This is a genomic window from Streptomyces griseiscabiei (assembly GCF_020010925.1).
GTDB classification, from domain to species: Bacteria; Actinomycetota; Actinomycetes; order Streptomycetales; family Streptomycetaceae; genus Streptomyces; species Streptomyces griseiscabiei.
On record NZ_JAGJBZ010000002.1, the window covers coordinates 1885758 to 1912118 of the forward strand.

Annotated in this window: 22 protein-coding genes; 13 read left to right on the top strand and 9 right to left on the bottom strand. The window is 71.4% G+C overall.

Going from position 1 to position 26361, the window contains the following annotated elements; genetic code table 11:
• Window position 1: 1 nt before the first annotated feature.
• Window positions 2–1078, top strand: a complete 1077-nt coding sequence (locus J8M51_RS25630; protein WP_086764144.1) for an MBL fold metallo-hydrolase — start codon at window positions 2–4, stop codon at window positions 1076–1078.
• Between the two features lie 74 nt (window positions 1079–1152).
• On the opposite strand, the gene J8M51_RS25635 is transcribed toward J8M51_RS25630, so the two are convergent.
• Together J8M51_RS25635 and J8M51_RS25640 are read right to left on the bottom strand one after the other, a co-directional pair.
• The gene (locus tag J8M51_RS25635; protein ID WP_086764146.1) at window positions 1153–1770 is read right to left on the bottom strand and encodes a DedA family protein; all 618 of its coding nucleotides are present in this window, start codon (window positions 1768–1770) and stop codon (window positions 1153–1155) included.
• Complete coding sequence (locus J8M51_RS25640; RefSeq protein WP_086764148.1) at window positions 1767–2540, bottom strand: MBL fold metallo-hydrolase; 774 nt, start codon at window positions 2538–2540, stop codon at window positions 1767–1769. The genes J8M51_RS25635 and J8M51_RS25640 overlap by 4 nt, the downstream gene beginning before the upstream one ends.
• A gap of 123 nt (window positions 2541–2663) precedes the next feature.
• Between J8M51_RS25640 and J8M51_RS25645 the strand changes: the two genes are divergently transcribed.
• The 4 genes from J8M51_RS25645 to dnaK all read left to right on the top strand — a co-directional run bounded on the left by J8M51_RS25645 (window position 2664) and on the right by dnaK (window position 8006).
• On the top strand, window positions 2664–3092 hold the full coding sequence (locus tag J8M51_RS25645; RefSeq protein WP_216590872.1) for a hypothetical protein: 429 nt from the start codon (window positions 2664–2666) through the stop codon (window positions 3090–3092).
• A gap of 169 nt (window positions 3093–3261) precedes the next feature.
• Window positions 3262–5388 carry a phage holin family protein gene (locus tag J8M51_RS25650; RefSeq protein WP_267299707.1) on the top strand — a complete coding sequence of 709 codons (2127 nt, stop codon included), beginning with the start codon at window positions 3262–3264 and terminating at the stop codon, window positions 5386–5388.
• A 127-nt stretch (window positions 5389–5515) separates the two neighbouring features.
• The gene (locus J8M51_RS25655; protein WP_086760979.1) at window positions 5516–5941 is read left to right on the top strand and encodes an OsmC family protein; all 426 of its coding nucleotides are present in this window, start codon (window positions 5516–5518) and stop codon (window positions 5939–5941) included.
• Window positions 5942–6065: 124 nt separating this feature from the next.
• Window positions 6066–8006, top strand: a complete 1941-nt coding sequence (gene dnaK / locus J8M51_RS25660) for a molecular chaperone DnaK (protein ID WP_267299501.1) — start codon at window positions 6066–6068, stop codon at window positions 8004–8006.
• A 42-nt stretch (window positions 8007–8048) separates the two neighbouring features.
• Here the strand turns inward: dnaK and J8M51_RS25665 are convergent, their stop codons facing one another.
• On the bottom strand, window positions 8049–8912 hold the full coding sequence (locus tag J8M51_RS25665; RefSeq protein WP_216589868.1) for a helix-turn-helix domain-containing protein: 864 nt from the start codon (window positions 8910–8912) through the stop codon (window positions 8049–8051).
• 239 nt (window positions 8913–9151) lie between these two features.
• On the opposite strand from J8M51_RS25665, the gene J8M51_RS25670 reads away from it, so the two are divergent.
• Complete coding sequence (locus J8M51_RS25670; protein WP_267299708.1) at window positions 9152–9580, top strand: hypothetical protein; 429 nt, start codon at window positions 9152–9154, stop codon at window positions 9578–9580.
• Window positions 9581–9587: 7 nt separating this feature from the next.
• Here the strand turns inward: J8M51_RS25670 and J8M51_RS25675 are convergent, their stop codons facing one another.
• Window positions 9588–10433, bottom strand: coding sequence for a helix-turn-helix domain-containing protein (locus tag J8M51_RS25675; protein WP_216589869.1), 846 nt, complete (start codon window positions 10431–10433; stop codon window positions 9588–9590).
• A gap of 196 nt (window positions 10434–10629) precedes the next feature.
• Between J8M51_RS25675 and J8M51_RS25680 the strand changes: the two genes are divergently transcribed.
• Together J8M51_RS25680 and J8M51_RS25685 are read left to right on the top strand one after the other, a co-directional pair.
• Entirely contained in the window at window positions 10630–10935 is a 306-nt protein-coding gene (locus J8M51_RS25680) for a 4a-hydroxytetrahydrobiopterin dehydratase (protein ID WP_216589870.1), read from the top strand.
• A gap of 5 nt (window positions 10936–10940) precedes the next feature.
• Complete coding sequence (locus tag J8M51_RS25685) at window positions 10941–11699, top strand: class I SAM-dependent methyltransferase (RefSeq protein WP_216589874.1); 759 nt, start codon at window positions 10941–10943, stop codon at window positions 11697–11699.
• On the opposite strand, the gene J8M51_RS25690 is transcribed toward J8M51_RS25685, so the two are convergent.
• Together J8M51_RS25690 and J8M51_RS25695 are read right to left on the bottom strand one after the other, a co-directional pair.
• The gene (locus J8M51_RS25690) at window positions 11653–12144 is read right to left on the bottom strand and encodes a hypothetical protein (RefSeq protein WP_216589875.1); all 492 of its coding nucleotides are present in this window, start codon (window positions 12142–12144) and stop codon (window positions 11653–11655) included. The genes J8M51_RS25685 and J8M51_RS25690 overlap by 47 nt on opposite strands.
• A complete protein-coding gene (locus tag J8M51_RS25695) occupies window positions 12141–12623 on the bottom strand; it encodes a hypothetical protein (RefSeq protein WP_216589877.1) in 483 nt (160 codons plus the stop codon). Before J8M51_RS25695 ends, J8M51_RS25690 begins: the two co-directional genes overlap by 4 nt.
• 39 nt (window positions 12624–12662) lie before the next feature.
• Here J8M51_RS25695 and J8M51_RS25700 point away from each other — a divergent pair, with 39 nt between their 5' ends.
• Together J8M51_RS25700 and J8M51_RS25705 are read left to right on the top strand one after the other, a co-directional pair.
• On the top strand, window positions 12663–13622 hold the full coding sequence (locus J8M51_RS25700) for a helix-turn-helix transcriptional regulator (protein WP_267299502.1): 960 nt from the start codon (window positions 12663–12665) through the stop codon (window positions 13620–13622).
• A gap of 61 nt (window positions 13623–13683) precedes the next feature.
• Window positions 13684–15549, top strand: coding sequence for a rhamnogalacturonan lyase (locus J8M51_RS25705; protein ID WP_267299503.1), 1866 nt, complete (start codon window positions 13684–13686; stop codon window positions 15547–15549).
• A gap of 52 nt (window positions 15550–15601) precedes the next feature.
• Here J8M51_RS25705 and J8M51_RS25710 read toward each other — a convergent pair whose 3' ends face one another.
• From J8M51_RS25710 to J8M51_RS25720, 3 genes are all read right to left on the bottom strand, one after another.
• Window positions 15602–16519 carry an endonuclease/exonuclease/phosphatase family protein gene (locus J8M51_RS25710; RefSeq protein ID WP_086762024.1) on the bottom strand — a complete coding sequence of 306 codons (918 nt, stop codon included), beginning with the start codon at window positions 16517–16519 and terminating at the stop codon, window positions 15602–15604.
• Window positions 16520–16680: 161 nt separating this feature from the next.
• Window positions 16681–19347 carry a cellulose binding domain-containing protein gene (locus J8M51_RS25715; RefSeq protein ID WP_086762022.1) on the bottom strand — a complete coding sequence of 889 codons (2667 nt, stop codon included), beginning with the start codon at window positions 19345–19347 and terminating at the stop codon, window positions 16681–16683.
• A 71-nt stretch (window positions 19348–19418) separates the two neighbouring features.
• Entirely contained in the window at window positions 19419–22334 is a 2916-nt protein-coding gene (locus J8M51_RS25720; RefSeq protein WP_086762020.1) for a glycoside hydrolase family 48 protein, read from the bottom strand.
• Between the two features lie 375 nt (window positions 22335–22709).
• Between J8M51_RS25720 and J8M51_RS25725 the strand changes: the two genes are divergently transcribed.
• The 3 genes from J8M51_RS25725 (at window position 22710) to J8M51_RS25735 (ending at window position 26260) form a co-directional block, all read left to right on the top strand.
• Window positions 22710–24425, top strand: coding sequence for a glycoside hydrolase family 6 protein (locus J8M51_RS25725; protein WP_086762018.1), 1716 nt, complete (start codon window positions 22710–22712; stop codon window positions 24423–24425).
• Window positions 24426–24617: 192 nt separating this feature from the next.
• A complete protein-coding gene (locus tag J8M51_RS25730; protein WP_086759576.1) occupies window positions 24618–25217 on the top strand; it encodes a dihydrofolate reductase family protein in 600 nt (199 codons plus the stop codon).
• 113 nt (window positions 25218–25330) lie between these two features.
• Window positions 25331–26260: a class I SAM-dependent methyltransferase gene (locus J8M51_RS25735; RefSeq protein ID WP_086759578.1), complete on the top strand. Its 930-nt coding sequence runs from the start codon at window positions 25331–25333 to the stop codon at window positions 26258–26260.
• Window positions 26261–26361 lie beyond the last annotated feature (101 nt).

The window sequence follows — 26361 nt, forward strand, 5'->3', positions numbered from 1 at the left end:
GATGACGCAGCAGTCCGAGTCGACCACCACCACGACCACGACCGCCACGACCACGACCACCGCCACGACGACCACCGGAGGTCCGGGGGCGTCCGGATCCTTCCTCGTCCCGCCCCTGGCCGAGCCCCGGCCGCTGGGGGAACGGCGGCGCTGGCCGCGCTCCTTCGCCGACCGGCTCACCACACCCCTGCCCGGCCTGAAGGCCATGGCCCGGTTCGCCCGCGAGGGCTCGGTCCGGCCCGGTGCCGAGGGGCTCGCCGACATCCCGCGACTGCCGTACGAGCCCGCCCCGTTGCCCCGGGTGGACACCCGGACCGTCGCCGTCTCCTGGGCGGGGCACGCGAGTTGGGTGGTGCGGATCGGCGGGCTCACCGTCCTCACCGACCCGGTCTGGTCGCGCCGGATCCTCGGCACACCCGCCCGGATCACCCCCGTCGGCATCGACTGGGAGGCACTGCCCCGCGTGGACGCGGTGGTCGTCTCGCACAACCACTACGACCACCTCGACGCCCCCACGCTGGCGAGACTCCCGCGCGACACCCCGGTGTTCGTCCCCGCCGGGCTGGGCCGCTGGTTCCGGCGGCGCCGGTTCCGCCGGGTCACCGAGCTGGACTGGTGGGAGGCGGCCGAACTGGACGGCGTCCGCTTCGACTTCGTACCGGCCCACCACTGGTCCAGGCGGACCCTCACCGACACCTGCCGCTCGCTGTGGGGCGGCTGGGTGCTCACGGACCCCGACGGCCGGCGCCTCTACTTCGCCGGCGACACCGGCTACGGCCACTGGTTCTCCCTCATCGGCCGCCGCTACCCCGGCATCGACCTGGCGCTGCTCCCGATCGGCGCCTACGACCCCCGCTGGTGGCTCGACGACGTCCACTGCGACCCGGAGGAGGCCGTCCGCGCCTTCCAGGACCTCGGCGCCCGCCGTATGGCCCCCATGCACTGGGCCACCTTCGTCCTGTCGGCGGAACCGGTCCTGGAACCCCTGACACGGGTGCGGACGGCGTGGACGGCGGCCGGCCTGCCCCGCGAGAACCTGTGGGACCTGCCGGTGGGCGGCTCCCGGGTGCTGGGATGACGGGCAGGGAAGCGGGTCCCGGGTGCCGGAACGGCGGGCAGGGGAGGGGGTCCTGGCGGGCAGGGGAGCGGGTCCTATCGGACGACCCGCCGCCACACGCTCGGCACCACACTGATCAGCAGCGTCAGCCCGACCGCCGCCAGCACCCCTTCCCAGGGCTCCGCGAACAACGACCCGCCCAGAATCCCGATCAGCTGATACGTCACGGCCCACGCGAGGCACGCCGGCAGATTCCCCCGCGCGAACCGCCGCAACGGCATCTTCGCCATCAGACAGGCCAGCATCACCGGAATCCGCCCGGCCGGCATCAGCCGGGACAGGACCAGCACGGTCACCCCGTGGTCCTCCAGCTTCGCCTGGGCCTGCGCGAGCCGGTCCTCCGGTGCCCGGCGGCGGATCGCCTCCAGCCAGCGCGAGCCGTTCCTGGAGCCCATTCCGCGCCGCCCCAGCCAGTACAGCGCGATGTCCCCGAGGAACGCGGCGACCGACGCCACCACGAACACCAGCAGCAGCGCGAACGGCGCCGCCTGATGGAACGCCACCACCGCCGCCGAACTGACCAGCGCCCCGGTCGGCACCACCGGCACCAGCGCCCCGATCAGCACCAGCAGGAACAGCGTCGGATAGCCGATCGCCTGCTGCGTCGACTGCTGCGGCAGGGGAGTGCCGCTCACGGCCGCGAGGAGGTTCACCGGGACACCTCTGGCCGTACGCTCTCCCCGTGCCCCAGCCGGTGCACGGCCACCTCGGGAGCGTGCGCGGCGGCGAGGCGTACGAACTCCTCGCCGGGGGCGTGGAATTCATGGGGGCGCACGGCGTCCATCCCGATCGGCCAGTACGTGCCGTAGTGCACGGGAACCGCGCTCCGGGGCGCGAGCAGCGCAAGCGCCTGGGCCGCGCGCCCCGCGTCCAGATGCCCCTCGCCGAGGTACGGCCCCCAGCCGCCGACCGGCAGCAGCGCCACGTCGACCGGTCCGACCTCCCGGGCCATGTCCGGGAACAGCCCGGTGTCCCCGGCGAAGTAGGTCCGCGCCTCCCCCTCGACGACGAAGCCGAGCGCGGGCGAACGGTGCGGCCCGACCGGCAGCCGCCGTCCGTCGTGCCGGGCGGGGACGGCACGTACGGCCAGGTCACCGACCCTGAGCTCGTCCCCGGCGGCCATCTCGGAGAGCCGTAGATGCGCCAGCCTGCGCAGCCCCGGGACCTGGCGCGCCGCGCCCTTCGGCACCACCAGCCGCGTCCCCGGGGCGAGCCGGGCCAGCGACGGGACATGCAGATGGTCGGCGTGCAGATGCGACACGAGCGCGACGTCCGCGACAGCCGCCTCCGGCGGGGGAGGCGCACCCCGGCGCCTTCGCAGATGTGCGAGCCGGCGCGCGAACAGGGGGTCGGTGAGCACCCTCGTCCCCGAGTCCTCCACGGTGCAGGTCGCATGACCCCACCAGGTGATCTCCACCGGCACTCCGTTCGCCTCCTTCGCGCTACTCCCCCGAGCCTACGGGCTGGAGTAGGGTCTGCGGCCTGGGCCTGTCCGGCGGATCATGCCGTGGACGGGGCCCGGACCCGGAGGGGGAGGGGGGACACCATGGGCGACAGGGGAAACGGGCGCGGGGCGGTGGTGCGGGTCGCGGCGATAGCGAGCCTGACACCGCTGGAGGAGCTGGAGGCGGATCCCTTCCTGGTCGACTCCCGCAGCCAGCACGCCATGTGCGCCGACTGGGCCGCCGAGCGCGGCTATGTGATCACCCGCGAACTGCTCGTACGCGGTCTGCGCCCCGACCACTGCGCCCTGTGGGTCGATGTCGACGCCGGTCTCGTCGACCTCTTCGTCGCCCCCAGCCACCGCGTCCTCGAACGCGCCCTCGCCTCCGTCGACGACTTCACCGCCGAGTGCGCGCGACGCGGCATCCGCGTCGAGACCGTCGGCCACGCCGAGCCCGCCTACGACGCCCAGATGAAGGCCCACGTCCACCGCCGCCTCTCCATGCCGACAGCGGGCTACGACGGCCGCTGAGCGTGGGCCGAAGGTGCCCCGCGGGGCCGGGTCGTGCCCCCGTGCCACCCCGGAACGCCACCCCGGCGCCCCCACCCCGTATGACAGTCTGAGCACAGGAAACGGGACGTAAGGGTGGCCGGACGTGGGCGGTGGTCGTTGGCGGAGCCTGGCGAGCGGAGTCTGGCGGATGCTCGCCGTGTGGGCGGTGTCCACCCTCACGATGCTCGTGCTCGCGGGCGCCCTGCCCGATTTCCGGCTGCAGTCCCGGTCCGGTGAGAGCGCCACCCAGATCGCGGTGACCGCGGCCTTCGGCGCCGGCGCCTTCGGTCTGCTCTCCTCGCTCGTGTGGCCGCTGCTGGTGCGCGCCCTGCTGCTGGTCCCGGCGCTCGTCCTAGGTCTGCTCGTCTTCTTCCTCAACGGCTCCCTGCTGCTGCTCGCCCTGCGCCTCAACCCCTCCGGGCAGGGCGCCGCCGCCCCCGAGACCGCCGTGGTGGTCGCCGCCGTGATGTCCGCCGTCGCCTCCGCCACCGGCGGCGCCCTCGCCGTACGGGACGACGACGCCTACCGCCGCCGGCTGTACCGGCTGGCCGACCGCCGCCGCAGGCACGCCGACGGGCGCCCGGGGCCCGCCGGTCCCGGCACGGTCTTCCTCCAGCTCGACGGGGTCGGCCACGACGTCCTGGAGGCGGCGACGGAGAAGGGCCTCATGCCGACCGTGGCCGCCTGGCTCGGCCGTTCGCCGGACGGCACCGCGCCCCCCGGGCCCGCCCCCCGGCCCAGCCACCGGCTCACCCCGTGGCGCACCGACTGGTCCAGCCAGACCGGCGCCAGCCAGCTCGGCATCCTGCACGGCACCAACCACGACGTGCCCGCCTTCCGCTGGTACGAGAAGGACACCCGGGAGGTGATGGTCTGCAACCGGCCCTCCAGCGCCGCCGAACTGCAGCGCCGGGCCATCGACCGCACCGGCGACGGCGGTCTGCTCACCGTCGACGGCGCCAGCCGCGGCAATCTCTTCAGCGGCGGCGCCGAGCAGCTCGCGCTGGTCCTGTCGATCGCGGCCCGCCGGGGCCGGCGGAACCGTTCCCGCGCCGGGTACTTCGCCTACTTCTCCGACCCGGCCAACGCCGTCCGTACCGCCATGTCCTTCGTCGCCGACGTCTGCCGCGAGATCGGCCAGTCCACCCGCGCCCGGGTCGCGCAGCAGCGGCCCCGCGTCAAGCGCGGCGGTCTCTACCCGTTCATCCGCGCCTTCGCGACCGTAGTCGAGCGCGATGTCGTGGTCTCCGCGGTGATCGGGGACATGTTCGCGGGCCGCGCCGCGATCTACGCGGACCTGGTGGCGTACGACGAGGTCGCCCACCACTCCGGCCCGCACAGCCGGGACGCGGCGAAGGTCCTCGAACGCCTCGACCGCTCCCTCGCGCTGATCGCCCAGGTCGCCGAACACGCCCCGCGCGCCTACCGGATCGTGCTCCTCTCCGACCACGGCCAGAGCCCCGGCGAGACCTTCCTGGGGCGCTACGGCCTCACCCTCGGCAATCTGGTCCGGGCCGGCTGCGGTCTGCCCGTGCCGCGCCGGGCCCGGCGCACCCACAGCGGTGCCGAGGCCCGCGCGGCGGTCCGGGCCGCGCTGCGCATCCCCGTCGAGGAGGGCGTCGAGGAGCACCGGCCGACGCGCCGCTCCGAGCCCATCGTCCTCGCCTCCGGCAACCTCGGCCTGGTCTCCTTCCCGGACACCTCCCACCGGCTGAGCCGCGAGGAGATCGACGCCCGCCACCCGGCCCTGCTCTCCACCCTCGCCAACCACCCCGGCATCGGCTTCGTCCTGGTCCGCAGCGAGGAGCACGGCGGCGTCGTCCTCGGCGCGCACGGCGCGGAGATCCCCGTCGACGAGCTGAGCGACGAACGCCCGGGCCCCCTCGCCGACTTCGGCCCCGGTGCCGCCGACGCCGTCCGCCGCACCCACGGCTTCCCGCACACCGCCGACATCATGGTCAACTCCTGGTACGACCCCGCCGAAGGCGAAGTCCTCGCCTTCGAGGAACAGATCGGCTCCCACGGCGGCCTCGGCGGCTGCCAGTCCCGCCCCTTCCTGATGTCGCCCCTGGCCCTCTCCGCCCCGGTGGAGGACGACGAGCCCCTGGTGGGCGCGGAACACATCCACCGGGTACTGCGACGCTGGCTCAGGGAATCGAACGGCCCCCAGGTACCCCTGGCCCACGGCAGCGCGCCCCAAAGGGGCGCGGGGAACGGCGCGACCAGCCACGACGAACCCGCACCCGCCAAGGAACAGAACCCGGCAGACGCATAGGCAGCCGCAGAGATGAGGCTCGCGGGCGCCGGAGTGTGATCGGATGGGGCACGGACCCCGGCAACGGGACCCCGGCAAGGGGCTCCTGGCAACGGGACCGCATCGTGACCCATCGAAAGGACTCATCGTGGCCACCACGCGCACCGCACACACCGTCTGGGAAGGCGAGCTGCTCAAGGGCACCGGCACCGTCACCTTCGACTCCTCCGGCATCGGTTCGCAGCCGGTGTCGTGGCCGTCGCGCGCGGAGCAGGCGAACGGCAAGACCAGCCCCGAGGAGCTGATCGCGGCCGCCCACTCCAGCTGCTTCTCCATGGCGCTCTCGCACGGCCTCACCGGCGCGGGCACCCCGCCCACCCGTCTGGAGACGAAGGCCGACGTGACCTTCCAGCCCGGCGAGGGCATCACCGGCATCCACCTCTCCGTGCGCGGCGAGGTCCCCGGTCTGGACGAGGCCGCCTTCCAGGAGGCGGCCGAGGGCGCAAAGAAGAACTGCCCGGTCAGCCAGGCCCTGACCGGCACGACGATCACGCTGACTGCCGAACTGGTCTGACGGTCTGCTTCGCGCGCCCCGTCGCCGCCCCATTGACAAGGACCCACTCAAGTTTTGTGCTGGTGGTGGGGATATGTGGCGGAACCTTGCGGATCCTTGCGGATCTCGCTGGAAGGGGACGGCGATGGGGCGAGCGGTCGGGGTCGATCTCGGTACGACGAACTCGGTGGTGGCCGTGCTGGAGGGCGGCGAACCGACGGTCGTCGTCAACGCGGAGGGGCAGCGGACCACACCGTCGGTGGTGGCGTTCGCCAAGAACGGCGAGGTACTGGTCGGCGAGGTCGCCAAGCGGCAGGCTGTGACGAACGTGGAGCGCACCGCGCGCTCCGTCAAACGCCATATGGGCGACGGGGGTTGGCGGTTCCCCGAGCAGGACTCCGCACCGGGTGCGGCGCGCGGCTCGGTGGACGGCACCCGCTACCGGGCCCAGGAACTCTCCGCGCGCGTCCTGCAGAAACTGAAGCGGGACGCCGAGTCGTATCTCGGGGAGGATGTCACCGACGCCGTCATCACCGTGCCCGCGTACTTCGACGACGCGCAGCGGCAGGCGACCAAGGAGGCCGGCGAGATCGCGGGCCTGAACGTGCTCCGCATCATCAACGAGCCCACGGCCGCGGCCCTCGCGTACGGTCTGGACCGGGGCGAGGAGCAGACCGTCCTCGTCTTCGACCTCGGCGGCGGCACCTTCGACGTCTCCCTGCTGGAGATCGGTGACGGCGTCATCGAGGTGAAGGCCACCAACGGCGACACCCGCCTCGGGGGCGACGACTGGGACCAGCGGGTCGTGGAGCACCTCGTCAAGAGCTTCAAAGGGAAGTACGGCGTCGACCTCGGCAACGACAAGATGGCGCTGCAACGGCTGCGCGAGGGCGCGGAGAAGGCGAAGATCGAGCTGTCCAGCTCCTCCGAGACCTCCGTCAACCTCCCCTACATCACCGCCTCCTCCGAGGGCCCGCTCCATCTGGAGGAGAAACTGACGCGCGCTCAGTTCCAGGAGCTGACCGCCGACTTGCTGGACCGCTGCCGGGCGCCGTTCCACCAGGCCGTCAAGGACGCGAAGGTGAAGCTCGCCGCGATCGACCGGGTCGTCCTCGTCGGCGGGTCGACGCGGATGCCCGCCGTGACCGATCTGGTGCGCGAACTCACCGGCAAGGACCCGCACAAGGGCGTGAACCCCGACGAGGTGGTGGCGGTGGGCGCCGCGCTCCAGGCGGGTGTCATCCGCGGCGATGTGAAGGACGTGCTCCTGCTGGACGTCACCCCGCTGTCCCTGGGCATCGAGACCAAGGGCGGCATCATGACGAAGCTCATCGAGCGCAACACGACGATCCCCACGCGCCGTTCGGAGATCTTCACGACGGCCGCCGACAACCAGCCCTCGGTCGGCATCCAGGTCTACCAGGGGGAACGGGAGATCGCCGCGTACAACAAGAAGCTGGGCGTCTTCGACCTCACGGGTCTGCCGCCGGCCCCGCGCGGGGTGCCGCAGATCGAGGTGGCCTTCGACATCGACGCGAACGGGATCATGCATGTCTCGGCGAAGGACCTCGCCACCGGCCGCGAACAGAAGATGACCGTGACGGGTGGCTCCGCGCTGCCCAAGGACGACATCGACCGGATGATGCGCGAGGCCGAGCGGTACGCCGACGACGACCGCCGGCGCCGGGAGGCCGCCGAGACCCGCAACCACGCCGAGCAACTCGTGTACCAGACCGAGAAGTTCCTCCGGGAGAACGAGGAACGGGTGCCGGCCGACAGCCGCGCCGAGGTGGAGGCCGCGGCGGCGGAGGTGAAACGCCTCCTGGGCAGCCCCGAGGACATCGCCCCCCTCCGCTCCGCCACCGACCACCTCTCCCTCGTCAGCCAGCGCATGGGCCAGGCCATGTACGCGGCAGCGGCGGCGGCCTCCGGCGGCCCGGCGGACCCGCCACCGCCCGGCCCCGCCGAGGACGGCACCGAGGACGGCACCGAGGACGACACCGTGGTCGACGCGGAGATCGTGGACGAGGAGAAGGGGGAGAAAGGCGCCGAGGGGGAGAAGGGGGCGAGGGGAGGGGCGGCGTAGGCCCCGCGCGGGTGACGGCGCGGGCGGGGTGAGCGGCGCGGCTCAGTATCTGTCGCGGTACCGCTTCAGGATCTCCCGCGTCGCCTCGGCGGACGCCGCGTGCGCGGCCATGTGGTCGAGGACTTCGAGGTGGAGGGCCACCTCGGTGCGGGAGTCGAGGTAGAGGGCGCCGGTGAGGTACTCCGTGTAGACCATGTCGGGGAGTTCGGGTTCGGCGAAGCGGAAGAGGGAGAACGGGGCGTAGGTGCCCGGGTGGGGCCCGCTGGCGAACTCGCAGACCTGGAGGATCACATGGTCCTTCTCGGTGATCTCCAGCAGCCTGTCGATCTGGTCGCGCATGACCTGGGAGCGGATGCTCACCGGCCGCATGAGGGCTGTCTCGTCCATGATCACCCAGAGGTGCGGCGGCCTCTCCTGGGTGAGGAGTTTCTGTCTCGCCATCCGCAACGACACATGGCGTTCGATGGTCTCGGATCCGGTCTGGCCGACCGTCCCGGCCTCCATCACCGCCCGCGCGTACTCCTCGGTCTGCAGCATCCCCGGCACGAAGTGCGGCTCGTACTGCCGGATCAGATGGGCCGCGCCCTCCAGGCTGACGTAGACGCTGAACCAGTCGGGCAGCACATCGTGGAACCGCTGCCACCAGCCCGGCTTGTTCGCCTCCTCGGCCAGCCTCACGAAGGCGACGACCTCGGGCTCGGTGACGCCGTACGTCGTCAGCAGGACCTGTACGTACGGGATCTTCAGCGCGACATCGGCGGTCTCCATGCGCCGTACGGTCGCCGGGGCGACCCGTAGGACGCGTGCCGCCTCCTCGCGTCTGAGCCCGGCGGCCTCCCGCAGTTCCTGGAGCCGTCTTCCGAGCACCACCTGGCCCACGGTGGGCGCGGCCCGCCGCTCACTCACGCCACGCCTCCCCACGCGCCGAGATACCTCACCAGTCTGTCATGCCCCGGTGGACATCTCACAGGGCCGACCGGAACGCGGCCCCCGCGCCCGCTCCCCGGTCACGACGACCCCACACGGTACGGGGCGCCATGACCTCGGAGGTAATCGACCGCGGTACGCCCCGAGGGGCAGGGTGGGATCACCGATTCCGACAAACACCTCGACGGAGGGTGAGATTCCTCATGTCCGTGCCCGCCATGCCCGCTGCCCGGCTCGCCGTACTCGCCCGCACCACCGACGCCCGGACCATGCTGCGCCGCTTCCTGGCCGCCGACGCCGCCGTGACCGGTGCGAACGGGCTCGCCTACCTTCTCGCGGCGGGTCCCCTCGGCCGCCTCCTCGGGGTCGGCTCCGGACTGCTCCTCGCCCTCGGCGCGTTCCTCACCGTGTACGCGGCGGCCGTCGCCCTGCTGGCCTCGCGCGCGCGTCCGCCGGTGACGCCCGTCCGCGCCGCGATCGAGGCCAACCTCGCCTGGGCGGTCCTCAGCCTCCTCGCCCTGCTTCTGTGGCTGGCCCCGAGCACGGCGGGCGCGGTGTGGACGCTGCTCCAGGCGGTCACCGTGGCCGGGTTCGCGGCGGTCCAGTACGTCGCCCTCGGCGCGACCGGTGACCGTCCCAGGCGCTGACCAGCCGTCAGGACATCAGCCCGTGCAGATACTTGACCGTCGCCGGGTCGGCCGGGAGGAACGTCTCGATGGCCAGCTCGGCCACGGTCACGTCCATCGGGGTGTTGAAGGTGGAGACCGAGGAGACGAAGGACAGCACCCGGCCCTCGTGCTCGATCCGCATCGGCAGCGCGAAATAGGCCGCCGCCTCCGCCCCGGCGCCGCCGCCGGGCTCGTCCTCGGGCGTGCCGGGCGGCAGCGGATACGCCGCCACCTCCTCGTACAGCGCGCGCAGCGGCTCGGACCGGTGCAGCGCGACCTGGCGTTCCATCTGCCCCAGGAGGTGCCCGCGCCAGGCGCGAAGGTTCCGGATGCGGGGCGCCATGCCCTCGGGGTGCAGGGTCAGCCGCATCGCGTTGAGCGGCGGTGCGAGCAGCGACTCGGGGACACCGTCGAGCAGCATGAGGATGCCCCGGTTGGCGGCCATGACGTCGTACGTCGCGTTCATCACCAGCGCCGGATACGGCTCGTAGCCCTGGATCAGCCGCTCCATGCCCTCCCGCAGCGCGGCCATCGACGGGTCGTCGAGCGGGGTCTGCGGATAGCGCGGGGCGTAACCGGCCGCGAGGAGCAGCGCGTTGCGGTCCCGGACGGGGACGTCCAGATGCTCGGCGAGCCGGAGCACCATCTCCTCGCTGGGGCGGGAGCGGCCGGTCTCGACGAAACTGATGTGCCGCGCCGAGGAACCGGCCCGCAGCGCCAACTCCAGCTGGCTGACCCGCCGTTGCTCCCGCCAGGCCCGCAGCAGCGGGCCCACGCCCTGGTCGGAGGGGACGGCGGGGCGGCCCGGGGAACCGGTCGGGGCAGAGGTCATACGGAAAACGTAGCCGAGGCGATCGGGAAACGGCTCGTGCACGAGTGTGTACGGATCCGGCCGGCGCGGACCGTACGGCTCGACGTGTTCGACCACCTGGGGCCGGGAGGTGTCCGACCAGGGACCCGGCGGCCCGGCTGTGGCACGCTGAGAGGGACCGCACGTCATGGAGGGGACGTCCCGGAAGGAGTCGGCCATGCCCGTCGAAGCCCTGTCGCAGAAGGAGATCGAGGACCGGCTGGCGGAGCTGCCGGGCTGGTCGCTGGAGGGGGACGGCATCGCCCGCTCCTACCGGCTCGCCTCGCACTTCGCGGCGACCGCGCTGGTCGTGCACATCGCCCGGACGCAGGACGAGCTGAACCACCACTCCGACCTCACCCTCGGCTACGACACCGTCTCGCTGACCATCAGCACGCACAGCGCGGGCGGCGCCGTCACCGAGAAGGACTTCGAGCTGGCCCGCAGGGTGGAGGCGCTCGCACCGGGCCACGGGGCGGGCTGAGGCGGGTGCTGGACTACGACAAGGAGGCCGGCGACTACGACGCCCTGCGCGGCGGCGAGCCCCGCGCCGAGGCCGCCGCCCACGCCGTCCTGGGCCTGCTCCCCGCGGGCACCCGCCGGGTGCTGGACATCGCCTGCGGCACCGGGATCGTGACCCGGCGGCTCGCGGCGGCGCTGCCCGGGGCGCGGGTCACGGGGGCCGACCTCACCCACGCGATGGCGAGCCGGGCCGCCGCCCGGCTCCCCGGCTCCGTCGTGATCGCCGACGGGCGCCGACTCCCCTTCCGGGACGGGGAGTTCGACGCCGTGGCCAGTGTGTGGCTGCTGCATCTGCTGGACGGTCCGGAGGACGTACGGACCGTGGTCGGCGAGTGCGCCCGGGTGCTCCGTCCCGGCGGTGTCTATGTCACCACCGTCGACAAGGGCGCCTCCCACAACGTGGGCAGCGACATCGACGCCGTGCTCGCCACGCGCCCCCGGCGCCCGGCGACCGACATCCCGGCCGACATCGAGGTGTACGCCGCCGGGCACGGTCTCGCCCCGGCCGGCCGGGCGACCTTCACGGGCCGGGGACAGGGGCGCAGCCCCCGCCGCGCGCTCACCGACCTGCGGCGCGGCTGGTTCGTCACCCTGCCGCCCGGCGACCCGCTCGCCGACCGGTTCGCCGTCCGGCTGGCGGCCCTGCCCGACCAGGACCGGGACCGCCCGGAGCCGACGTTCAGCCTGCGGGCGTTCCGGAAGCCGGCGGGCCCTGCGGCCGGGTGAACTCCATGACCCAGTTGGTCAGCCAGTTCGCCCCGTCGTCCAGCGAGAACGCCTGCTCCCAGCGGGCCGAGACCGCGGTCGTGTCCGACCACACGAACCGTACCCGTACGTCCTTGCCGTCGTAGGTGTCGTCGCCGAGGAACTCGCCCCGGCCACCGGTGAACCGGCCCACGACCGGCGGGAACAGCCGGCCGCTGCGGCTGGAGGACCAGTGCAGCGACCAGGTCCGTTCCTCGGTGTCGAACAGCCGCAGGGTCAGCCCCTTCGAGCCGAGGTGCGGCAGGTCGATCTCGTCGACGTTCGCCGCCCCGTCGAACAGCGGGAAGCACCGGGTCGTCGACGCGAACTCCTCCCAACCGCCGTCCGGGTCCAGGAAGTCGGTGCGGCGGCGGTGGTGGACCTCCCAGTCGCCGTGGAGGAAGTCGAAGTCGTGCGGGCCGCTCACCCCCGGCCCCCGGTGGTCCCGGCGGGCAGGGAGTCGGCCAGGTAGGCGTCCAGGTCGGGGAACTCGGGGTCGAGGATGTGCCGTATCCAGGCGTCGCGTTCGTGCTGGATCGGCGGGAGTTCCCAGACGCAGCCGATCCACGGCCGGTCGGTGGGGACGAAGTGCGTGGGGTCGGTGTCCGGGCAGCCGAGCACCGGCTGGCCCGCCGCCGCTCCCGCGAAGTGCAGGACGTTGTCCCACACCCAGCTGTAGACGTTGAGGTAGGCACCGGTGTCGCCGCCCCGGTGCAGGACGACGAAGGTCGCGGGCGGGGTCGTCGCGTCCGGCGCCGGCAGCAGTTCCGGGAGGATCGCGTAGGCCGCCTCCGCGACCTCGGGTGCGATACCCGCCGGGTCGGTGGTGACGTGGTAGCGCTTGATGTGCCGGCCGGCCGCCCCGACGGGCGGCGGTACGGTCAGCAGCTTCTCGGTGAAGGGCATGGCCGCACGTTAGGGCCGCTTCACTGACATCCTGTGTCAGTGAAGTCCAGCCGGCTCGTCTCGATCCTCCTGCTGCTCCAGACCCGGGGCCGGATGACCGCCGCCCAGCTCGCCGAGGAGCTGGAGGTGTCCGTGCGCACGGTCTACCGGGACGTGGAGGCGCTGGGCGCGGCCGGCGTCCCGCTGTACGGCGACGCGGGCCACGCCGGGGGCTATCGCCTCCTCGACGGCTACCGCACCCGCCTCACCGGGCTGACGCGTGACGAGGCCGAGGCGCTGTTTCTCGCGGGCGCCCCCGGCCCGGCCGCCGAGCTGGGCCTCGGCGCGGTCCTGGCCGCCGCGCAGCTGAAGGTCCGCGCGGCCCTCCCCGCCGAGCTGCGGGCGCACGCCGACCGGGTCGCCGGCCGCTTCCACCTGGACGCCCCCGGCTGGTACGCCCAGGCCGACGACACCCCGTTCCTGCCCGCCGTCGCCGACGCCGTCTGGAGCGGCCGGGTCCTGCGTGTCCTCTACCGCCGCTGGGCCGAGCCGACCGACGTCCGGCGCCGCCTCGAACCGTACGGCCTCGTCCTCAAGGCGGGCCGCTGGTACGTCGTCGCGGGCCCGGGGCCGCGTACGTTCCGGGTCGACCAGATCCTCGAACTCAGCCCCGGGGACCAGGAGTTCACCCGCCCCGACGACTTCGACCTGGCCGCGTACTGGGCCTCGTACCAACGCGGCTTCCACGACCGGCTGCACAAGGGCGAGGCACTGGTCCGGCTGGCGCCGGGCGTGACCCTGCCCAGGGCGGTGCCGGTCGAGGGGAGCGGCACGGGGGGCGACGGCTGGACCACGGTGCGGGTGCCCATCGAGTCGGTCGGGCACGCGCACGGTGAGTTCCTGCGGCTGGGCGTCGGCATCGAGGTGCTGGAACCGGCCCAACTGCGGCGGAGGTTGGCGGAGACGGTGGCCGAACTGGCCGAAAGGTACGGCAACGTGGCCGGGAACAGTGGCGACTGAGAGAGCGGAACCCGTCCGTCCCTGGAGCGGAACCCGTCCGTCCTTTCTGGAGGTCCGTCACGTGCAGCACCCGCACAGGCACCACAGACGCCGAGTCCTGACCTCGGCGGTGACAGCGGCCCTCGTCGCCGCCGGACTCACCACGTTCACCGGCACACCCGCCGAGGCCGCCACCGCCCGCCAGGTCGAGCGCCTCGACCGGGGCGTGGTCAGCGTGCACGTCGACAGCGGCAACCTGGTCAGCTGGCGCTGGCTGGGCACCGACCCGAACGACGTGTCGTTCAACGTCTACCGGGCCGGTACCAAGGTCAACTCCGCCCCGGTCACCGGCTCCACCAACTACTTCCACTCCGGCGCGCCCGCCCAGGCCGACTACACGGTCCGCGCGATCGTGGGCGGTGTGGAGCAGGGCGACTCGGTGCACGCGGTCCAGCTCCGCACCGGCTACAAGGACGTACCGATCAGCCCGCCCGCCGGCGGCACCACCCCGGACGGCGTGGCGTACACCTACGAGGCCAACGACGCCTCCGTGGGCGACCTCGACGGCGACGGCGCCCTGGAGTTCGTCCTGAAGTGGCAGCCGACCAACGCCAAGGACAACTCCCAGTCCGGCTACACCGGCAACACGATCATCGACGGGATCAAGCTCGACGGCACCCGGCTGTGGCGTATCGACCTGGGCCGCAACATCCGCTCGGGCGCGCACTACACGCAGTTCCAGGTGTACGACTACGACGGTGACGGCAAGGCGGAGATCGCCGCCAAGACGGCGGACGGCACGGTCGACGGAGCGGGGACGGTGATCGGCGGCGCCTCCGCCGACCACCGCAACTCCAGCGGTTACATCCTGTCCGGGCCGGAGTACCTGACCATGTTCAACGGGCAGACCGGCCGCGCGATGCAGACCGTGGACTACGTCCCGGCCCGCGGCACGGTCTCGTCCTGGGGCGACTCCTACGGCAACCGCGTGGACCGCTTCCTCGCCGGGACGGCCTATCTGGACGGCGCCCGGCCCTCGCTGATCATGGCGCGCGGCTACTACACCCGTTCGGTGATCGCGGCCTGGGACTGGCGGAACGGCGCCTTCACCCGCCGCTGGACCTTCGACACCAACTCCTCCACCAACACCGGCCGGGGCTACGACGGGCAGGGCTCGCACAGCCTCTCCGTCGGGGACGTCGACAACGACGGCCGGGACGAGATCGTGTACGGCGCGATGGCCGTGGACGACAACGGAGGCGCGCTGTGGACCACACGGACGGGCCACGGCGACGCCCAGCACCTGGGTGATCTGGACGCGTCCACCTCGGGTCTGGAGTACTTCAAGGTCTCGGAGTCCACCTCGCAGCCCGCCGAGCTGTACATCGACCCCGCCAACGGGGCCGTGCGCTGGCAGCTCGCCGCCTGCTGCGACAACGGCCGGGGGGTGGCCGGTGACATCTACGCCGGCAACGACGGGCCCGAGATGTGGTCGGCCTCCGACTCCTCCGTCCGCGACGAGGCCGGCGCGACGAAGGGCCGTGAGCCCTCCTCCGTCAACTTCCTCTCCTGGTGGGACGGCGACCCGGTCCGTGAACTCCTCGACGGCACCCGGATCGACAAGTACGGCACCTCCGCCGACACCCGGCTGCTGACCGGCTCCGGGGTGTCGTCCAACAACGGCACCAAGGCCACCCCCGCGCTCTCCGGCGACATCCTCGGCGACTGGCGCGAGGAGGTCGTCTGGCGCACCAGCGGCAACACGGCCCTGCGGATCTACTCGACGCCCGTCGAGACGAGCACGAAGATCACCACCCTGCTGCACGACCCGATGTACCGCACGGGTCTGGCCTGGCAGAACACCGCCTACAACCAGCCCCCGCACACCAGCTTCTTCATCGGGAACAACATGCCGACGCCGCCCCGGCCGACGGTGTACACCCCGTAGCACCGGCCCGTGGGCGGGCCCGGCCCGCCCACGGACTGAGGCGGCTCCGCCGTCAGCCCAGCGTCAGCGACGCCTGCACGGGCAGATGGTCGCTCGGGAACTGGCCGTCGGAAGCGAAGGTGTTGATGGCCGCCCGGTGCGCCGTGACGCCCGGGGTCGTCAGGATCCAGTCGATACGGTCGCCGCCCGGGGTCAGCGGGCGGTAGCCGTGGAACGTCGCGTACAGGTCGGTGCGCTGGGCCGCCGAGTCCCAGGTGTCGACCAGCCCGGCGCCCAGCAGGGTGTCGTGGACCGAATTCCTGTGGGCCGCCACATTGAAGTCCCCGGTGACGACGAGGGGGAGCGACCGGTCGAACCCCGCGACGCGCCGGACGATCAGGGCGGCGGCGCGGTCGCGGGCGTACTGGCTGACGTTGTCGAGATGGGTGTTGAGGAAGTAGAACTCCCGGTCGCCGTCCTGGAGATCGCGGAACCTGACCCAGGTGACCATCCGGATGGAGCCGCCGCCCCAGGTGTTGGAGCCGGGCACCTCGGGGGTGTCGGAGAGCCAGAAGTGCCGGTACTCGACCGGGGCGAGCCGGCGGGTGTCGTAGAAGACCGCCATGAACTCGCCGAGGTTGCCGCCCCCGCGTCCGGTGCCGATCCAGCGGTAGTTCCCGCCGAGGTCGGTCTCGATGTCGAGCAACTGCTGGTAGAGGCCCTCCTGGGTGCCGATGACATGGGGTGCCTCCTGCCGCAGCAGGGCCCGCATCACGGGTCTGCGGACGGCCCAGCTGTTGGGCTGGACGGTGCTCGCGTAGCGGAGATTGAAGGACATGGTGGCGAGCGGGGGCACTACGGCCTCCTCTTCCTTTGCCGCGGCGGCCGGTGCGCTGGTCAGTCCGGTGGTGCGGGACAACGGCAACAGTACCGCCGCGGCGAGGGCGGTCTTGAGGCCCAGTCGGCGCGGGACGCGGCTGTGGTTCGGCACAGGGGCTCCTTCTGTGAAGGTCTCCGGGCGAGCCGTGCGTACACACTCTGGGATGCCCCTCCTCGCCGGTCATGAACATGTCGCAACAAGAGGGCGTACGGGGATCGAAGAGGGCGCGCGCCCGACCCAGACGCGCGCCCTCACCTGGCCCTGCTCGGGTGTCAGGTCACCGTGCAGGACTGGTCACCGAGCTTGAACGCGGTCGGTTTCCCATTGGTCCCCGACCAGCTCCCGGTGAAGCCGAAGCCCACCGACGCGCCCGCCGCCACATTGCCGTTCCAGCCGATGTTCCTGGCCGTGACCGCCGGCCCCGACTGGGTGTGGGCGGCGTTCCAGATCTGGGAGACGGTCTGTCCGTCGGGGAAGGCCCAGCCGAGCGACCAGCCGGTCCACGCGCTCGTGCCCGTGTTGGACAGCTGTACGTCGGCCTGGAAGCCGCCCGACCACTGGTTGGTGATCTTGTATGTCACCGCGCAGGCCCCCGTCGGCTCCGGCTCGGGGTCCGGATCGGTACCGCCGCCCCCGCCTCCCGTGTCGGAGGAGTCGCCGTAGATCACCCCGCGCCCGTTCGTCGCCACGTAGACCCGTCCGTACACCCTCGGGTCACCCGTGATCGCCGCACCCGTCCAGCCCCACTGATGGGCGTCGTCGTTGATCCGGGTCCAGCTGGTGCCCTTGTCCGTCGAGCGGAAGATGCCGCGTACGCCGCCGATCTTGGCGCTGGTGTAGAGCGTCTGGTACGAGGCACCGGCCGCCGCCTTGCCGAAGCCGATCGTGTCGGCCTGCTCGACACCGGAGAGCTTGGTCCAGGTGGTGCCGCCGTTCGTCGAGTGCCACAGGCCGTAGGCCCCGTCGGTCGCGCCGCCTGCCAGCCACACATCGCCCTTCACCCCGGGCAGCGCCTTGAAGCGCACGCTGTCCCCGCTCGGCAGCCCGGTCGCGGTCGACGCGGTGAAGGTGGCCCCGCCGTCCGAACTGACGTAGAACTTCCCGGACTTGAAGCCGTAGAAGGTGCGCGGATCCACCCGGTCCGACTCCACGACCGCGCCGGCCGGGATACCGCTGGACGCCGACCAGGAACTGCCGAAGCCGGTGGCGTACTGCACGCCCGCGCCCGCCGGGCTCCACACGAACCGGCTGCCGTCCGAGGCCGCCGCGACCGTACCGCCGCCGCTGACGCCCGAAGGGTCGGTCCCGGCGAACCAGTGGGCGCCGTTGTCCGTGGAGAACGCGATGTGCGGACCGGAGTCCAGATCGCCCACGCGCACCACCGTGTCGGGGTTGGACTCGGCGTAGTCCAGGCTGGTCGTCGTCGTGAAGTTCGGCTGGGTGAACATCATCGACGGGACCTTCGTCAGATCCGTGTGCCGGAAGCCGCCGATGTCACCGAGCGCGCTGAGCAGCGGGGCACCGGACGGGGGAGAGGCCAGATCGTTGACGGCCGTCTCCTCCAGCCCCCGCACCATCGGCTTGACGGCGAACTGGCCACCGCTGTCCCAGTTCCCGAGGTTCTCCGTGCCGTAGATCGTCGCGCCCGTCCCGTACATCATCCGGTTCGAGTTGAACGGGTCGATCTCCAACGCCTCGGTCATCCAGCCGAGTTTGGGCGTCTGCTCCGGCGGCGACGGATTGGCGCCCCAGGTCAGCCAGGGGGAGGACGACACATCCATGGTGAAGCGGTTCGAGCGGTTCGGGTACGACGTGTAGTCCCACGCCTTGGTCCAGGTGGCGCCGCTGTCCGTCGAACGGAAGATCTGGGTGTCGGGCCACCAGGAGCTGTACGCCGTCGCCATGACCGTCCCCGGGTCCTGCCGGTCGACCGTCAGCCCGCTGAAGCCGTAGTAGGTGTCGGCCTCGGCCACCGGGCTGATGTTCGTCCAGGCGCCCGTCGCGGTCGTGTACCGCCACAGCCGGCCCTTGCCGCCGTCGTACGGCCCGCCCTTGTCGCTGTAGGAGAGATACAGATGGCCGTCGACCGAGTCGAGCACGCCCTTGTGGGCCAGATAGCCGGTCGGCTGCCCGGCCACCCGCGACCAGGTCGCCCCGGCGTCGGTGGACCGGTAGACCGCGTTGTCCTTGTCGGCGACCCCGACATAGATCGTCCGCGTCGCGTTCCCGGCCGTCCCCGTGGTCTCGTCGAAGGTGACCCAGACGATGCCCTGGTTGTCGGACGCGTAGCCGGAGGTGTCGCTCGCGTCCTGCACGTAGTTGCCGACGTTCGGGAAGTTCGTCACCTGGGACCAGGTGGCCCCCGAGTCCGTCGACCGCCACAGCCCCTTGCCGCTGGGCGCCCCCAGATACAGCACGCTGTTCCTGTTCGGGTCCACGGCCAGCCGCTCGCCCATGCCCCGTCCCGGCATGTTCCCGCCCAGCTTGAACGGCAGGTTCGCCTTCTGCCAGCTGGCTCCCCGGTCGGACGACCGCAGGATCGCCCCGTTCCCCGGGTCCCAGCTGTTGGTGTACGTCCCGGCCGCCACGTACACCTTGTCCGGGTCGACCGTGTCGGAGGCCAGGCTCACGACCCCCGTGTGCCCCCAGTCGTCCCACCCGACGGAATCGAGCAGCGGCGTCCAGGTCTTCGACGACTCCACCCAGCGGTAGGCCCCGCCGATGTCGGTACGGGCGTACGCGAGGTTCCGTTCCTTCCGGTTGAAGACGATGCCGGGGACGAAGCCGCCCCCGTCGATCCGGGCGTTCTTCCACGTGTAGGTGTCGGCGGCGAGGGACACCGACTTCGAGGGTTTCTCGGCGGCCAGGGCGGGTGGGGATCCGGCGAGCAGCCCGGCGGCGAGAGCCAGGACGGTGGTGAGGATGCGCGTTCTTCGCACAGTGGGGAGTCCTCTCCTGACAGGTGGGGGGAAGACCCCCGCGCCCCGGCGGGGCGCGGGGGTCGGCGGCGCTATTCCAGGAGCTCCGCGTACGCACCCATGGCGAGAGCGATGTCCGCCTGAGCCCAGAAGCGGTGATAGGTGAACGACGGCGCCGCGCCTCCGGCGAGATACGCCTCGATCTTCGACCAGGCGGGATCGTCCTCGTAGAAGGACCGGATCGACTCGAACGTGGACGACGAGTTGATCGCGTCCCCGTTCGGCATCGTCCCGGTCCACCCGCTCGGCACGTACACCCGGTCGTCGAACCGGTTGTAGTCCGCCCGGGTCTCGGGCACGGCGATCCCGAGCCCGTCCTGGTGGTGGTCCCACATCCCGTCGAGCAGCGCCTTGGCGACCCGGGCCGCGTCGGCGTCACCGGAGCGGTCCGCGTAGTACGTCAGCGTCTTGGCGTACGCGGCGGCCACGCCCACGTCGTCGGTGTAGTCGGCGACGGTGACATGAAGTCCCGCGTTGGCGCCGGGACTTGACGGGTTCCAGGTGTTGGGCGCGCCCGACCACTGCAGGGTCGACGGAATCCGGTAGGTGCCGTCCGGATTGATCGTCGTCTTCGACAGCGCCCAGTCGACCCACTTGTCCAGCACGGTCTTCGCCGCGGCGTTGCCCGTCTGCTGGTAGTACTCGGCGACCCGCTCCATGGACCACGCCTGGAAGCCGAACCACTGGTTGGACGGCGGGTCGTGGTACACCGGCTTCTCGTCGTAGAACATGCCGTAGAAGGTCGGCGTCCCGGCCGGGGGAGTGGCGTACCGCCCCGCCCAGCTGTTGGTGGCACCGCCCGCGATACCGCCCTCGTTGGACTGCAGCCAGCGGTAGAACTCGATCTGCCGGTCCAGGGACTTGGCCCAGTCCGCCTGCCCGGTCGCCGACTTCGGCTTCAGCGGGGCGTAGTTGGCGAGCGCGTACGCGGCCAGCGGGTTCTGGTAGCCGCCGTGCGTGTGGCTGGAGCCGATGCGCCAGGCCCAGCCCGCCGCCGTGTCGGTGGCGCCGCCCCACGCGTAGTACCAGGACATCAGATAGTGGGAGGCGTCCTTGCCGGTGCCGGCCGGGCAGGACGTGGCCCCCACACAGTTGCCGATCTTCTTGAAGTACTTGTCGTACATCGAGTAGCGCAGATAGTCGCCCATCTTCGCGGCCTTGCCGATGGTCGCGGAGACGTCGGCGCCCTTGCCCTGCTCCTTGGCCCAGATGTCCGCCCAGTACGCGGCCTGCACGGCGCGCGCGTCGGCGTCCGGGGCGTTGGTGAACTTCCACTGCTTGGCGTAGGAGGCGTCACCGGTGAACAGGTCCAGATAGCCGTTCCTGCCGCCGTACTTGAACTGGTCGCAGGTGGGCTGCGGGATCGTCTCCCACACCGACTCCTGCGGCCCGCGCTGGAAGGTGTTGATGTACGACGGCCCGGTGTCCGCCGGCCCCGCCTCGCACTTGCCGGGTGAGTTGCCGTAGCCGTAGACGTTGTCGACGTCCTGCAGCCAGTGCATGCCGTAGACGTCGTCCGTGCCGTACGCGCTCTTCAGCTCGGCGGCGATGGGGTCCGAACCGACCGAGACACCGGTGTTGAGCTGCGCCGGATACTCGCCCGGGGTGTCGTGCTCGGGAGCGTAGGTCGCCGGCTTGGAGGCGTTGTAGAAGGAGTTGGTGGGCTGGTCGGGCTTGGTCGGGATCATGAACTTCTCCATGATGTCCCAGGCCCCGTTGAACTTGGACCAGTCGCCCGTCACCTTGCCGTACATGGCCTGGAGCCACAGGAGGTAGCTGTACGCCTCCGAGGTGGTCTCATGACCGTGGTCCGGCGCCTCGACGATCAGCGTCTCCACCGAGTGGTACGGGATGCCCTCGGGGGAGAAGTAGCCGTTCGCCGGGTTGGTGATCTTGCCGTACATCTCCAGGAAGCGTTCGTCGTACGTGCTCGACGCGGCCAGCTGCGTCACCGTCACCGAGGCCTTGGCGTGCCCGGTTGCCGTCGAGTCGAAGACCGCCGAACCGGTGCCGGAGGCATTGGCCCCGATCGTCACCTTCTGCGCGGTGTTCCAGTTCGACGAGGTGAAGGTCAGCGATCCGCCGCCCGTCACGGAGAGCCCGGTGTTGCCGGACGCCCGTGCGGTCGTCACCGTCACACTGCCGGACGGCTGCGTCGAAAGTTTTACGTCGTACGTGCCCGACTGGCCCTGGCGGACGCCCAGTTGGGTCGGCGAGACCACCACGGCGGGACCCGAGGCGACCGTGATGCCGACCGGCGTGGAGTTCGCCGACGCGCCCAGGCTGTCGTACGCCTTGGCCACCAGCGAATGGCTGCCCACGGACAGACCGGTGGCCGAGAACGTGTACGGCGACGTCGTGTCCGTGCCCAGCAGCGTGGTGTCGTCGTAGAACTCGACCTTGGTGACCGTGGCGCTGTCCGCCGCGGCGGCGGTGGCCGCCATCGGCACCGCCGTGCCCTGCGAGTACACCGCGCCCGGCGCCGGGCTGGTCAGCACCGTGATCGGCGGCTGGTGCGCGCCCACGCACGGGGTGCCGTTGATCGCGAAGGAGGCCGGCGCGGTGTTCGTGCCGCTGTAGGTGAACTGGGCGCCCGTGGTCACCGCGGCCCCGACGGCGATCGTGCCGTTCCAGGACGCGTTGCGTGCCGTGACCGTCTTCCCGGACTGCGACCAGGTACCGCTCCAGCCATTGGTGAGCGTCTGGTTGCCCGCGTAGTCGTACGTCAGGGCCCAGCCGCTGATGGCCTCGGTGCCGCGGTTGCTGATCGTCAGCTCGGCGGTGAAACCGGAGCCCCAGTCGTTGGTCTTGTAGTCGACGTTGCAGGCGACCGCCGCCGCGCTGGCGGGAGTCGACCCCGTGCCGAGCATCGTCAAGGGGAGGGTGAGGGCCGCGACCACGGCCGTCCACAGGCGCCGCGAGGCACCGCGTCTCCGTCTGGGGTGCATGCTCTGGTTCCTTCCGTGCGGCTCTTGCGAAGGTGGGGGCGGAGCGCAACAACAAGCCTTGAACCAGTGGGAGCGCTCCCATATTGAGGAGGGGGGCGCAAGCGGTCAAGGCGTTTGAAGAGTCGAAAAGATTCGATCAGTGGAAAAGATTCGTGAAGCGCAATAACGCAACACCTCTGTCTTTTACCGTCACTTGGCGCTACCTTCGCCAACACCAGTGGGAGCGGTTCCATCAGTCGGCGCGTTCGTCCCAGGCGCGTCCGAGCTGCGAGGGACGCTCGGAGAACACCCCCGTGTTCAGGTCTTTTACTCGCCTCGGCGACAGCGCGACGACTCCTCCTCGTACACCCCACTACGGAAGAGGAACCCGCACTCATGAGCCGTACCAGAACAGCACTTCTGGCCGCGTTGGCGCTGGTCGCCGGCGCCGCCGGGACCGCGTACGCCGCGGTGCCGGACGACGCCGGCGTCCAGGCCGTCCCCTGCACGGTCGCCTACACGGTGCAGAACCAGTGGTCCACCGGCTTCACCACCGCCGTCACGATCACCAACAACAGTGCCGCGAAGTCCTCGTGGGCCGTGAAGTGGTCCTACGCCGGGAACCAGCAGGTCACCAACGGCTGGAACTCCCGGATCACCCAGAGCGGTTCGTCGGTGACCGCCGCCAACGAGACCTACAACGGCACGCTGGCGACCGGCGGTTCGGTGAGCTTCGGCTTCCAGGCCTCCTACAGCGGCACCAACGCGCTGCCGACGAGCTTCACGCTCGACGGGGTGACCTGCAACGTCGACGACGGCGGCGGTGGCCCCTCCGAGCCGCCGGGACCGGGTACGCCGGGCACCAAGGTCGACAACCCGTACGCCGGCGCCAAGGTGTACGTGAACCCGGAGTGGTCCGCGAACGCCGCCGCCGAACCGGGCGGCAGCCGGATCTCCAACCAGCCGACCGGTGTGTGGCTGGACCGCACGGCCGCCATCGCGGGAGCGAGCGGCAAGATGGGCCTGCGCGCCCACCTCGACGAGGCGCTCCGGCAGAAGGGCTCGGGCGAACTCGTCGTCCAGCTGGTGATCTACAACCTGCCCGGCCGTGACTGCTCGGCCCTCGCCTCCAACGGCGAGCTGGGCGCGACGGAGATCGACAAGTACAAGACGCAGTACATCGACCCGATCAAGGCGATCCTGGCCGACTCCAAGTACGCCGGCCTGCGGATCGTCACCACGGTCGAGATCGACTCGCTGCCCAACCTCATCACCAACGTCGGCAGCCGCCCGACGGCCGTGCCCCAGTGCGATGTGATGAAGGCCAACGGCAACTACGTCAAGGGTGTCGGGTACGCGCTCAACAAGCTGGGTGACGTCCCCAACGTCTACAACTACGTCGACGCCGGCCACCACGGCTGGCTCGGCTGGGACGACAACTTCGCCCCCTCCGCCGCCATCATGAAGGAGGCGGCGACCGCCGAGGGCGCCACGGTCAACGACGTCCACGGCTTCATCACCAACACGGCGAACTACAGTGCCCTGAAGGAGAACAACTTCACCATCAACGACACCGCGGGCGGCAAGTCGGTCCGCGAGTCGAAGTGGGTGGACTGGAACCGCTACGTCGACGAGCTGTCCTTCGCCCAGGCGTTCCGGGCCCAGGCCGTCTCGGTCGGGTTCAGCTCGAACATCGGCATGCTGATCGACACCTCCCGCAACGGCTGGGGCGGCGCCGCACGGCCCACCGGACCGGGCGCGACGACCACCGTCGACACGTACGTGGACGGCGGACGCTACGACCGCCGCTTCAACACCGGCAACTGGTGCAACCAGTCCGGAGCCGGTCTCGGTGAACGCCCGAAGGCCGCCCCGGCGACCGGGATCGACGCCTATGTGTGGATGAAGCCGCCGGGTGAGTCCGACGGGTCCAGCTCCCTCATCCCGAACGACGAGGGCAAGGGCTTCGACCGCATGTGCGACCCGACGTACACGGGCAACCCGCGCAACAACAACAACATGTCCGGTGCCCTGGGGAACGCCCCGATCTCCGGGAAATGGTTCCCCGCCCAGTTCCAGCAGCTGATGCAGAACGCGTACCCCGCGCTCTGAGTCCGCTCCGCCGAACCGGTCCGCCAGGGGTCAGTCACCCTTCCCCCACCCCCTGGCGGACCGGTGGCATGTCCGTGTGAGCCACGTCACGATGGCGGAGGTGGGTGGATGCGATGAGTTCCGGACGGCCCGGCGGTCTTCATCGCCGTAAGCCCGTGACGGGACGACGGACAGTGCGAGGAAAGAGAACCCATGCGCATCGTGATCTGCGAGTTCATGAGTCTGGACGGTGTCGTGCAGGCCCCCGGCGGTCCCGACGAGGACACCGACGGCGGGTTCGCCCACGGCGGCTGGACGCACCCGTTCTTCGACCCGGAGGTCGTGGGCGGCGCCTGGGACGCCGCGCTGGCGAAGGCCGACGCCCTGCTGTTCGGCCGCCGCACCTGGAAGGCCATGGCCGGTGCGTGGCCGGACCGGGCGGGTGACCCGTTCGCCGACCGGATGAACGCCATCCGCAAGTACGTGGTGTCCACGACCCTCGCCGACTCCGAGCTGACCTGGGAGAACAGCACACGCATCCCGGGGGAGGAGGCCGTCGCGCACCTCCGCAAGCTCCGCGAGACCGAGGGCGGCGATCTGCTGGTCATGGGCAGTGCGACCCTCGCCCGCACGCTGATGGGCGAGGGTCTCGCCGACGAGCTGGTCCTGATCGTGATGCCGGTCCTCCTCGGCGGCGGAAAGACGGTCTTCCCCGGTGACGGCGCCAAGCACGCCCTGGAGCTGGTCTCCACGACCACCAGCGGCACGGGCGTGAACGTGTGCGTCTACCGCCGGGCGGCCGAGCGGGAGTGAGCGATGGGGAGGGGCTGAATCGGCACAGCTGATTTGCCGATACCGCAAGAAGGGTGGCCGTTCTCCGGTGCGTCGGAGCAAGCTGACGGCACCCGGAAGAGAGGCTCACCGACATGGGACAGCACCACCACGGCCAGGGTCGGCACACGCAAGGCCACGGCCACGACCACGGTCATGGGCACGATCACAGTCATCAGCACCACACCGACCTCGACTGGGCCGCGCTGGCCGAGCATCTGGAGGGGCAGGCGGAGCTGTTCGCGCCGCTGAACCGGCAGGCCGCCGCCTGGGTCGCCGCGCGGCAGCCCGAACCAGGACTGGTCGTCGACGTCGGCAGCGGCCCGGGGGTGGTGAGCTGTCTGCTGGCCGAGCGGTTCCCCGGCGCCAGGATCGTCGCCCTCGACGGTTCCGGGCCCCTGCTGGAGCGGGCCCGCGCCCGCGCCGAACACCAGGGCCTCGCCGACCGGTTCGACATTCTTGAGGCCGAACTGCCGGACGGACTCGGCGACTTGGACTACCCCGCCGATCTGCTCTGGGCCAGCCGCAGCCTGCATCACCTCGGCGACCAGCGTGCCGCCCTCGCCGCCTTCGCCGAACGCCTCGCCCCCGGCGGCACCCTGGCCCTCGTCGAGGGCGGGCTGCCCTCCCGCTTCCTGCCGCGCGACATCGGCATCGGGCGCCCCGGGCTGCAGTCCCGGCTGGACGCGGCGGAGGACCGGTGGTTCAGCGAGATGCGGGCCGCGCAGCCCGGCAGCGTCCCGGAGATCGAGGACTGGCCGGGGCTGCTCACCGCCGTGGGGCTGCGCGAGGCCACCTCCCGCACCTTCCTGCTGGACCTGCCGGCCCCGGTCCCGGAGGCCGCCCGCGCCTACGCCGTCGACCAGTTCCGGCGCGGCCGGGGCATGCTCGCGGACTTCCTCGACGCCGGCGACCTCGCCACCCTCGACCGGCTCCTCGACCCCGACGACAAGGCGGGTCTGTACCACCGCACGGACCTCTTCGTCCTCGCGGCCCACACGGTGCATGTGGCGACGCGGCGGTGAGTGCGCGCCTGGGCGCCCGCCGAACTGCCCGCTGAAATTCCCCTGTTCCGACCGCACTTGACTTCGAGAGCGCTCCAAGTGATGGACTCCGTACGCCGATC

Excerpts from the sequence above, each read along its gene's own strand:
- J8M51_RS25630 (WP_086764144.1), top strand. The coding sequence starts at position 2 with ATGACGCAGCAGTCCGAGTCGACCACCACCACGACCACGACCGCCACG.
- J8M51_RS25695 (WP_216589877.1), bottom strand. The coding sequence starts at position 12,623 with ATGCCCTTCACCGAGAAGCTGCTGACCGTACCGCCGCCCGTCGGGGCG.
- J8M51_RS25720 (WP_086762020.1), bottom strand. The coding sequence starts at position 22,334 with ATGCACCCCAGACGGAGACGCGGTGCCTCGCGGCGCCTGTGGACGGCC.
- J8M51_RS25725 (WP_086762018.1), top strand. The coding sequence starts at position 22,710 with ATGAGCCGTACCAGAACAGCACTTCTGGCCGCGTTGGCGCTGGTCGCC.
- dnaK (WP_267299501.1), top strand. The coding sequence starts at position 6,066 with ATGGGGCGAGCGGTCGGGGTCGATCTCGGTACGACGAACTCGGTGGTG.
- J8M51_RS25730 (WP_086759576.1), top strand. The coding sequence starts at position 24,618 with ATGCGCATCGTGATCTGCGAGTTCATGAGTCTGGACGGTGTCGTGCAG.
- J8M51_RS25670 (WP_267299708.1), top strand. The coding sequence starts at position 9,152 with ATGCCCGCTGCCCGGCTCGCCGTACTCGCCCGCACCACCGACGCCCGG.
- J8M51_RS25680 (WP_216589870.1), top strand. The coding sequence starts at position 10,630 with ATGCCCGTCGAAGCCCTGTCGCAGAAGGAGATCGAGGACCGGCTGGCG.
- J8M51_RS25675 (WP_216589869.1), bottom strand. The coding sequence starts at position 10,433 with ATGACCTCTGCCCCGACCGGTTCCCCGGGCCGCCCCGCCGTCCCCTCC.
- J8M51_RS25645 (WP_216590872.1), top strand. The coding sequence starts at position 2,664 with ATGGGCGACAGGGGAAACGGGCGCGGGGCGGTGGTGCGGGTCGCGGCG.
- J8M51_RS25735 (WP_086759578.1), top strand. The coding sequence starts at position 25,331 with ATGGGACAGCACCACCACGGCCAGGGTCGGCACACGCAAGGCCACGGC.
- J8M51_RS25650 (WP_267299707.1), top strand. The coding sequence starts at position 3,262 with ATGCTCGCCGTGTGGGCGGTGTCCACCCTCACGATGCTCGTGCTCGCG.